This window comes from Myxococcus vastator (assembly GCF_010894475.1).
GTDB classification, from domain to species: Bacteria; Myxococcota; Myxococcia; order Myxococcales; family Myxococcaceae; genus Myxococcus; species Myxococcus vastator.
Genome location: NZ_JAAIYB010000457.1, coordinates 1 through 6,469, shown reverse-complemented (window position 1 = coordinate 6,469; position 6,469 = coordinate 1). Strand labels below are relative to the sequence as shown.

General features: G+C 64.8%; 2 protein-coding genes. Both read right to left on the bottom strand.

What is annotated here, in order from left to right:
* Window positions 1–2,915, bottom strand: a 2,915-nt coding sequence (locus G4D87_RS31240) for a DNA methyltransferase (protein WP_205507787.1), incomplete at its 3' end; no start/stop codon positions are given.
* Window positions 2,915–6,094: a DISARM system SNF2-like helicase DrmD gene (gene drmD / locus G4D87_RS31235; RefSeq protein ID WP_240358751.1), complete on the bottom strand. Its 3,180-nt coding sequence runs from the start codon at window positions 6,092–6,094 to the stop codon at window positions 2,915–2,917. The genes drmD and G4D87_RS31240, both read right to left, overlap by 1 nt.
* Window positions 6,095–6,469: the final 375 nt, after the last annotated feature.

Sequence of the window (6,469 nt, the reverse complement as noted above, 5' to 3'; positions counted from 1 at the left end):
ATATGGGGCGTTGGGGTGCCGTCGAAACTCGGTTGGGAGTATCTTTGGGGGCTGCCGATGGCCATGGCGACTGAGACGATGTTGACTTTTGCCTTCCCAGGCCACTTCCGGCTTGGGGTTGCGTATGTGATGGAGAACCCGCTTTGGGCCATTGGGAGGAGTGATGCTTCCCTGGAATCTCCGTTGGCGATTGTTGCTGTAGCAATCATTCCAAGCGCGCCGTGTTGGCCGAGAAGAAATCCAGCGCGGCGAATGAAATAGGCGCAGATGTCCGCATTTCCGTTGGATGGACTGAAGCTCTTGAGGATCCAATCCAGGTAACTGTTGCCTAATGTTCCGGACACATCGCTACCGGCCAGGAACGGTGGGTTGCCGACGAATCCGTCCATCCAGGCGGCGGTGTTAGTTTGTTCGTTGTCGAGAGGATCTGGCCGGCTCCCGTGGAATACCTCCGGAAACTCCAAGGGCCAGTGGAACGTCCATGAAGGTGATGAAAATGCCGCGATGTCAGCCGGCACGGGAGGGAGAACGCCATGCTTCTCCTTGGATAGCCAGGTTCCAATCAGGTCGAGTCGGCGAACGCGCTCCTTCTCCCGTTCCTTATCTGTCCCCAGGGCAAAGAAGGCGCCCACGCACGCATTGGCGACCTGCTTCACGCTCGCGAGTGCCGCATCTGCTTCGAAGAGCAGTCCTTCCTTTACTCGGCCGGGGTCCAGGTCCAACTGCAACGGCTTGCGCTCCGGCCCCTCTAGTTCGAGCGCGAGTTGGAGGATCTGGTCTCGCTTTTTCAGCGAACGCGTCAGCGCATTCTTGATGAGTGTCCATGGTAGTTCTGACTGCTTCTTGTTAGCTGGGGCCCAATGGAACGCTTGAATCTGATCAAGGTCGAGCCCGACCAGCGAATCGCCGCACTTGAGCGCATGGTCCAGGAACGTAAAGGGCTCAGTCTTCGCCAGCGTCACGAGCCAGAGCGACAGCTTCGCAAGGCTCACCGCCCAGGGATTCTTGTCCACGCCGTACAGGCACCGCTGGGCAACCAGTCGGCGTGCCCGCATCACCTCGTCCTCGTGCTTGTCGCGCTTCAGCACTCCTTCACGCGTCCAGGCGGCGACAACCTGGTCCGCAAGGAATCGGCAGGACTCCACGAGGAACGCGCCCGACCCCATAGCCGGGTCACAGATCTTCAGGTTGAGGAGTCGTTCTGAAGAAGGCTGTGGTCCCATTGTCTTGAGCAACGGCTCCAGCGCACGCCGAACGATCGGCGCGGAGAGGCTTCGGGGCGTGTAGTGGCTACTGGTCCGCCGTCGCTCGGCGCCGGGCTGAAGCACAAGTTGGGCTGGTCGCCGCATTTCGGTTCTCCTTACGCGGTATGGATCCAGCGCGGTCAGGACCATCTGCTGCGTGGAGACCTGCTCCAGCGCCTTCGACAGGGCTTTCACCGCCTTCGCGTCGAGGCCCGCTTCTTCTCCCACCCATGCCGCGCGCCGCTTCGCGGGCTGGGCCAGCACCTCGTTCACGGAGACCCATACCTTCGAGGGCTTGAGGCAGATTCCAGCACCCGTCAGGCGCTTTACGTGGAAGCCCATCAGTCCCTCGTACACGGAGCCGATCTGCTCCACGTCGAGCGACTTAAAGCTCAGTCGCTGTCCCTTGAGGAAGATGAGCCGTTCCAGGACCTGGAGAACCGTCTCGTCATCAATGGGAGGCACCCGCGAAATCGTGCCCGCATCGGCGGAACTCGCGCCTCCCAGGAAAGGGAACGTGTCAGGCTCGAAGAGCTGTCCACGCCGTGCCGGCATTCGCAGTTTGTCGTGCGCGGCTCCCAGATAGATGCACCGGAAGAGCGCCAGCAACCGTGGCCACGCACCGAAGCGCCGGTTCATTGAATCGGGGTATTGGCTGGAGTCCTCGACGAGTTGCGCGTGAAGTGCCTTCACCGACAGGTCATCGCGGTAGGGCTCCTGGTCCACGGGAAGCAGGCCCTGGTCTTCCGCGTAGAGGATGAAGACGAGCCGCAAGAGCGTGGAGAGGAGCCCGCCGTAGACATGGTCCTCACCTCGTGAGAGCGCCTCGTCCAGGGCCCGGGAGCCATCCCGTTCAGCGGCCGTCTCCAACCCCGTGAGAAGGATGCCAAGCGCATCCAGGACCTGGTCGGCCAGTTCGTCGGTGACATCCGCCTGCCGGCGGCGCGACTGATCCAGGAGCGCGGGAAGCTGATGCTCGGGCAGCACGCCGAAGAAGCGGCGCGCGTGCAGGAGCATCACCATCGCGTCGAACAGCGGACGACCGCTGGCGGTGACGATCTCCTTGAACCGGAAGGTGATGTGCCCTGACGTCTCTCCGTGGGGCGCATAGACCAGGCGCACGGAGTCCCCGTTGAACAGCAGACCGATAGGGACACGGGCCGCGCGCAGCAGGCGGTCGAACTTGGCGGTGGGCTCGTAGAACCACGCGCCCGTAGTGTCTTCCTTCTTGTCCAGGTCCAACCCGACCGGCAGCTCCCAGGTCAGGAGCGCGAAGCCTTCCGCGGCGCGGCTGATAGGCGTGGAATCATCCGGCAACCCTTCCGGCTTCGCGGGAGGAGGCCCTCGTCGCAACAGCCCCCGCGTGGGCTTGATTGTCTGTTGCCCCTCCGCGATGTCGAGCTGGAGGTCCTCCGGAAACACCGTGGTGAAATCATCCTCGGCGTAGCCCAGCACTTCCCAGAGGAAGCGCGGGACATCCGCCACGCGAGGTGCCTCCCGGCCCGCCAGCAGGACGAACCGCGACTGCGCGGACACCGGAAGGCGCTGCATGCACTGCGCGTCCTCGAGGACCGGGATGGAGACCACCAGTCCTTCAATGGGCTGCGCCATCCCCATCCATGTCTGGTGATAGCGACGCTCGACGTCCCCGCCAAAGTGCTGGCCATTCATCAGCGCGCCCCCGGCCACAGGTAGACCATGCCCACGGGCACCAGGCGGGCGACCCGCACGGCGTAGGTGGCCTTCAAGGATTCAGGTTGTTCGACGAGTTCCCTTCCGAGCGCTGTCAATCGCTGTTCAAGGTGCACCTTGTCCCTCCTCCATTGGTCCTGCTCCGCCCGGACGTCGAGCGTGAGTTCGAGCTGCGCGCTCAGGGCCTCCTGAATGGCCTCCTGCTGCGTCAGAAGAATCTGTGTCAGCGCCTTGGCTTCGGATGCCCCCCGCGCCGCCAGCTTCTTGCGAGCCCCCTGCTCTCTCACCGAGGCCTGTTCCTCGATGGCGGGCCAGAGCTTCGAGAAGTCGGACTCGACACTGGCCAGCAGCCGTTTCTGGACAGCTTTGGGTATCGCGGAGAGCGCGGGCGCTTCCGCCAGCGTGGTCTCCAGTTGGTCGATCGCCTTGCGGTCCGCCTCGTCCGCGAAGGGCTTCAGGTGCCCGCGGCCGCCGCCGTCCAGCCACCTTGCTGAAACAGAGACCACCTCGTCATGGAGCCGCGCGGCGCCCTCGCCAAAGAGCGACAACCGGCCGAAGACGATGACGCGTGCCACTGCGTCGCGTTGAGTCTGGACCACCGTGACACGGCTCAGGTCGTCCGCGGAGAACCCCTGCGCCAGGAACCGCTGGAGCACCCGCTGGACGAGCGGATGGGACAGGTGCAGGTGGACGAGTTTGCTGGAAACGCCCGGAGGTGCCTCAAAGACGACTGGAGACAGGGGACGCTTGCGCCACTCCCATGCTGCCTCGTCGTGCGCCCGGCGCGGACGAATTGAATCCAGGGTCGTGTTCCATGAAGCGGGAAGAGCGGGGACCTTCCAGGCCTCCAGCGTCCGGCCCTCTTCCGTGATGGCCTCCCGCTCCAACCGGCCCGCGCCGACCAGCTCGAACCCCACGTCCAGCGCATCACGCAGCAGGACGGGATTGAAGTCCATCACCTTGCCGCTGCGTTCGCGGAGTTCTCCAATCGCATCCAGTTCCTGACGCAGGGATTGGAGCGTGCGCTGGGACTCCAGTTCCCGCTTCGTCACCTCCGTACGAGTCGAGGTCGCGGCGCGGGAGAGGCGCTCCAGCGTGCTCTTCGTGATGCCCGAGGCGAGGGCATCGTGCATCTGGTCCATCAGCACGCAGCCCAGGCTGCCCAGCTCGCGCGTGATGGTCTCTACCTTGCGCGCGAGGGTGTCGAGCACCGCATCCTCGGCGCGCTGGCCGTAGACGAAGTAGCCACAGCGCACGGTGGACGAGGGTTGCAAGGCACGGTCGATGCGACCGTTGCGCTGCTCCATCCGTGAGGGATTCCACGGAACGTCGATGTGGAAGAGGTCCGCGCAGTGGCCTTGCAGATTGATGCCTTCGCGCGCGGCGTCGGTCGCGAGGAGGACCCGCACGGGGAACTCCTCCATCGAGCCGTTGAAGGCGGCCTGCACCTCCGCGCGCTTCACGTCATCGATGCCGCCCGTCAACGTGAGGATGCGCTCATCCCCCCGTTGGGTCCCCTCGAAGGCGGCGGCGAGTTGCTCCTTGAGGTAGCGGAGCGTGTCGCCATATTCGGTAAAAAGGATGACCCGGCGGGGCTTCCACGCGGCGCCTCGGGTGAGCGAGCATTGGTGCTCGCGAATCCAGTGGAGCAGGGCCCGCAGCTTCGCGTCCCGGGCAACGCGGTGCCGAGCGCTCAGCTTGAGCATGTCATCCAGGATCTTGCGCGCCTGGACGCTGGAGGACAGGTCCTGACTGTGCTCACGGATGGTCTCCGCGAACGACAGCTCGAGTGCGTCGTCCGTCTCGCCGTGCTCCTCGGACTCAGGAGCCGTGTCGCCGGTGAGCGCTCCGCCGTCGGGAGCCAGCGTCCCCGCGCCGAAGGCCGCCGCGTGGACGGAGAGGGTGCGGTGGAACGCCTCGATGCTGGAGAGGAGGCGCTTCTGGAGGTTGATGAAGACCAGGCGCCCCTGCTTCGTGCCGGGCGCCATGAGCTCCGCGTAGCGCGCGAGCTTCTGGGACAGTTCCAGTTCCGGGGCGGAGGCTTCGCCCAGGTCGACACGCTGCTCGACGGTCTTTCCGTCCGGGGCGAGCCAATCGGCGTGCCAGCGTCCCGAGGCATGCGTCAGCCGCACGCCCACCACGTGCCGCTCGGGGTAGCGCTGTGAACTGCCCAGGGCGCGAAGGTCCCCCTTGAGCCGGCGCACCATGACGGGAGCCAACTGTGATTCGCGGACGCGGGTGCCCCGCGTGAAGCGCTGTGGGTCCAACATCTCCAGCAGCGAGGAGAAGCTGTTGGAGTGGCCGTTGTGGGGCGTAGCGGAGAGGAAGAGCCGGTGCTCGAAGCGCTCCGCCAGTGAGCGGATGCTGCGAGTGGTCTCCGTGTCGATGGCGTACCGGCTGGCCGATGCGGGCGCGACGACGTGCGCCTCGTCGAGCACCAACAAGGACTTGTGGTGCCCCTTCTCCTCCAGGAGGGTCTTCAGCGGCTCGAAGTACTCGCTGCGCCGCAGCGTCTGGTACGACACGATGAAACGAGAGTGCGTAGCCCAGACTGGGACCTGGAAGCCGCGCTCCTGCCGGCGGCGGGAGACGAACTCGCTGTTGAAGATTTCGAAGCGCAGACCGAAGCGCTTCTCCATCTCATCGCGCCACTGGAGCGTCACCGACGCCGGGCAGACGATGAGGACGCGGTCCACGCGCTGGCGGAGGATGAGCTCCTGCAACACCAGCCCAGCCTCAATGGTCTTTCCGAGACCTACGTCATCGGCGATGAAGAGATTCACCCGAGGCAGCTCAAGCGCCTTCTTGAGAGGCGTGAGCTGGTGATTCATCAAGTGGATGCCCGCGCGGAACGGCGCCTGGAAGAGCCGGGCGTCGGTGGCGGTGACGGAGCTCCATTTCAGCGCGTGCAGATACGCGGCGAAGTGACGGGGCTCGTCGAAACGCTCAGGCGTTCCCAGTCCACCCTGTTCGGGTCGGATGACTCGAGCGGCGAGTTCACGTTCCCACAAGACAGACAGGGAGCGTCCCTGTGCGTCATCATCGAGACAAGTGAGACGAACGAGGGTGTGTTGCTCCCGCACATCCGAAGGAGCGATGACCTCGTTGACCAGATACTGACGGTGTCGGACCTGCGCGATATCACCCGCGCACGGCATGGGAGCGATGGGCACGGGAGCAACATTCAGCGGCATGGGTGTGTGGGAGCCATACCTCTCAGGGGTGATGTCGCGACGTGATCAAGCCAACCATGCTGAGGGCGCCGATACGTCTATCCGCGCAGCGCAGATCCCTTCGTAGCCAGCGACGAATGCGCGGACGCCGCGAGTGGATTGGGCCGGGCTGCGGCACCGGAGGGGCCATGACCTGCGCCGCACCACATTCCCGTGGTCCGGGCCCTCCACCACTAGGAGTGTGTAGCGGTAATGGGGTTGGAAGCGAGACGGGACGAGTGACGCCGGTCCGCCGCTGGGTACGGCAGGCCGCTACGCTGCCGTCATGCGGAAGAGCTTGAGGAGGTTGTGGGTGGCGCA